Source organism: Streptomyces sp. S6 (assembly GCF_054880855.1).
Genome location: NZ_JBTYMC010000483.1, coordinates 1 through 3478, shown reverse-complemented (window position 1 = coordinate 3478; position 3478 = coordinate 1). Strand labels below are relative to the sequence as shown.

The window sequence follows — 3478 nt, the reverse complement described above, 5'->3', positions numbered from 1 at the left end:
TGCGGACAGCCGGCGCGCGAGGGCGCGTGTGCGGCGCTCGGCCGCGGCGTGGACGTCCCGGGTGCGCGCACGCGTCTCGGTGGCATCGACGATGCGGCCGAGGAGGTCCGCCGAGCCCGCGGTGAAGTCGCGTTCGGCGATCAGTTCGGCGCGGCGGCCCAGTTTGTTGCCGAAGCCGCCGACGAGGTCGGCGAGTCCGTCGGTGTCCCGGGTGTCGGTGACGGCCCGCAGCAGCAGGTCGGTGAAGTCTGCGTCCTTCTTGACGGCGAAGAGGCCGGCGGCCTCGCCCTCGTCGGCGTTCATCTCGCGCTGGTAGCGGAAGAGTTCGGGGTCGAGGCCCAGTTCGGTGAGGTGTTCGACCCACCGGTCGTGGATCTCCTCCCAGTGCACCTCCAGGTGCGGGTACGCCTTGTCGGCGTCGGTGACGGCGTCCCGGAAGCCCTTCATGGTGCGGCGCCGCCCCTGCGCCCCGGAGGCGCCCTCGACGGGGGCCCGTACGGCGGTGGACTCGGCGACCGGGAGGCTGTCCAGGGAGAGGCCGGGGCCGGGGCGGAAGGAGTACCACGCCTCGGCGAACTTGCGGGGGTCGTTGGAGACCTGCCGGCCGCGCCACTCGCTGACCTTGCCGACGACGACGCACTCGCCCGTCAGGACGTGCTGCCACTCCAGGGCGACGTGGCCGCAGTCGTCGGCCAGGAGGAACTTGCGCAGCACGCCGGAGGAGGCGCCGCCCAGGGTGTTGCGGTGGCCGGGCAGCATCACCGAGAAGATCAGCTTGAGCAGGACGGACTTGCCGCCGCCGTTCTCCAGGAAGAGCACGCCCGCGGGTGCGGGGCGGCGCGGGGGGCCGACCGGCTCGTCCTGGAAGAACTCCGCCTGCGTGGGCGCGGGGTCGGGCACCACGTCGCCCACTCCTCGCAGGTCGAGCACGGTGTCGGCGTAGCGCGCACCGGCTGGACCGATGGAGTAGAGGCGGACCCGGGACAGCTCGTACATGGCGGCTCTCGTCGTTGAATCTTCGGCGGTGGATCGGTCGGCAGGGTTGTCGGTGGTGGGGCCTGTCGGTGACAGGCTTTGTCAGTGGATCGTTCTCAGCGGCCCGAACGGTTCACGCGTGGAACGGGAGACCGGCGTCGGCCACCAGGTCCAGGTCGTCGGTCTCCTCGGCGGGCATCAGCGTCGGTGTCCCGTCGGTCACCGGGACGACGCCCAGTTCCAGCAGTTCGGCGAGGGCGGCGCTGCCGGCCATGTCCCGTACCTGGAGCTGGTAGCGGGCGGTCGTGCGATAGGTGCCGCCGTTGTCGTCCCCGGTGCGCTGGAGGAAGCCGGAGTCGGTGAGGAACGCGACGGCCTTGCCGACGATGCCGGTGGTGGAGCCGGCGAGTCTGCGGGCGTCCTTCGTCGCGCCGGTGGCGCTGCGGCGCGTCCACACGCGCCAGGCGGACTCCAGGCCGGGCGCGTCGGTCGCCGGGTCGGTGTTCTCGCCGTCCTCGGCGGCCCGTTCCTCCAGGCGCCGGCACGCCTGCCGGACGAACGCGTCGACGCCGTGGACGCTGACGCGGCCGATGTAGCCGTCGTCCGCGAGGTCCTCGGGGCGGGGGAACGCCATGGCGGCGACGGCGAGGTGCGCGAGGCCGTGCAGGAAGCGGTCGCTGCCGTCGGCGGACGTCCGGCGCGCGTAGTCGCCCATGCGGACGGCGAACACGGAGTCCTCGCCTGCGGTGACGGCCATCCCCGCGCGCGGGGAGACCTCCAGGACGACGAGCCCGAGGCCGGTGGCGACGGCGTCGGCGAGCCGCCCGAACGCCGGGTCCTCGCGGTAGCGGCGCAGCAGTTCGGCGTACTCCTGGTCGCGCGCGGGCTGGAGCTTGGGCTGAAGCCCGAACGCGACGAGCCGCGCGGCGTCGGCGGCGTCGGCGGGGGTGATCGGGGCGGGAGCCGAGGGCGCGGGAGGCTCCGGCTCACTCCACTCGACGTGCTCAGTCATCGGCGTGCTCACTCACAACAAGAACTCCAGAACATCAAGCCGCCTCGGTCCGGTCCGCGGCCATTCCGACGGCGTCCAGCAGTGCGGTTCCCACGATCAGATCGGCCCCGCCGAACTCGGGGTCGTCCAGTTCGGTCCCGTCGTCCACGGCGAACAGGAGTTTCTCCTCGCCCTGGCGGTAGGCGGTGCCCACCGCGGGGCTGGCGGCGTGGACCGCGAGGAGGGCGACCAGGTAGGGCAGTTCGGGGTCGGTTCGGCGGGCTTCGGCGAGCAGCCCGGAGAGCCTGCGGGGGGCGTCGGCCGGGAGGTCCAGCAGGACCTTGGCGGCGGCGAGCTGCTCCTCGCTGAAGCGGCTGTCGTCGGGCGTGGCGATGAGGTCGGGCTCGGGCATCTCCGCGCCGAGGTGCTCGCGCTCGACAGGGGGCGTGAGGAGGATCTCGACGAGGTCGGCGACGCGGACGGAGACCGGCGTGCGCATGCCTGCGCCGCGCGCGAAGAACGCTCCGGTGACCCGGGCGGCCTGCTCCAGGGGCAGCGGCAGCACGGGGGCGACGAGGTGGCCGTAGAGGTCTATCCCCGAGGACGTCATGGGCGTCGAGAACGCCTGGCGGTCCTGCTCCGCCCGGAACAGCGGGCCGGCCTCCAGGAGGCGGGACTGCAACTGGGTGTGGCGGCGGATGCAGTCCTTGACGATGTCGACGAGTTCGGCGGCGCGACGCTTGTTCTCGGCGTCCTCGATCTCGTCGCGGGCCTTGCGGATGTTGGTGAGGATCGCGTTCTCGTGCCGGTAGCGGTCGGCGACGTGCTCCAGCGCCTCGGCGATCATGTCGGGCACCTGGTGGAGCCAGTCGACCGCGCGGACGTTGCGCCGGGTGGCCTCCAGGGCGCGGCGCAGGCTCTCGGAGTACTGGACGGTGCGGTAGCGGGCCTGTTCGGCGGCGAGCTGGGCGTCGGCGAGCCGGCCGCGCCGGACGAGGACCTCCAGTTTGACCTCGGCGGCGATCTGCGCGCTGGTGACGTCCGTGTCGAGGGCGCCGACGAGGACGTTGACCGCCTCGTCGGTCGTGCGGAGGTAGACCGCGCCGTCGTAGCCGGGGACCTCCTCGACGAGCTTGAAGTCGTAGTCCCGGCGGACGTAGCTGCCGTCGGCGGCGAACGTGCCGTACACCGCGCGGAAGCCTCGGTCGACGCTGCCGACGTTGATCAGGTTCTCCAGGACCCAGCGGGCGACGCGTTCGTGCTCGGGGGCGGGGCGCTGGGGGGCCTGGGCGGCGATGCGGGGGAGGAGGCGGGCGACGACGTGGTCGTGGTCGGCGCCGGTGTCGAAGTCCATGTTGAGGGTGACGAGGTCGATCGCCGAGAGGGCGATCTCCGCCATGCCGTAGACGGAGTACGCGCCGGCGAGGTTGGCCTTGCGGGCCTCCAGGTCGTGCAGCGGGGCCGTGCAGGCGAGCGCGCGCAGCCGACGCGCCAGCCCCTCGTCGGCGGCCG

The 3478-nt window shown here is 72.9% G+C and carries 2 protein-coding genes and 1 pseudogene; all 3 read right to left on the bottom strand.

Annotated elements, in window-relative coordinates; translation table 11 throughout:
• A pseudogene (locus tag ACVNF4_RS33965) lies at window positions 1-996 on the bottom strand (hypothetical protein); the annotation flags it as partial.
• A 112-nt stretch (window positions 997-1108) separates the two neighbouring features.
• Window positions 1109-1987: a hypothetical protein gene (locus tag ACVNF4_RS33960; protein WP_461806720.1), complete on the bottom strand. Its 879-nt coding sequence runs from the start codon at window positions 1985-1987 to the stop codon at window positions 1109-1111.
• A gap of 34 nt (window positions 1988-2021) precedes the next feature.
• A partial coding sequence (locus tag ACVNF4_RS33955) for a hypothetical protein (protein ID WP_461806719.1) occupies window positions 2022-3478 on the bottom strand: 1457 nt, incomplete at its 5' end.

What these genes read in the sequence shown, in the direction of transcription:
- ACVNF4_RS33960 (WP_461806720.1), bottom strand. Translation starts at nt 1,987, where the DNA reads ATGACTGAGCACGTCGAGTGGAGTGAGCCGGAGCCTCCCGCGCCCTCG.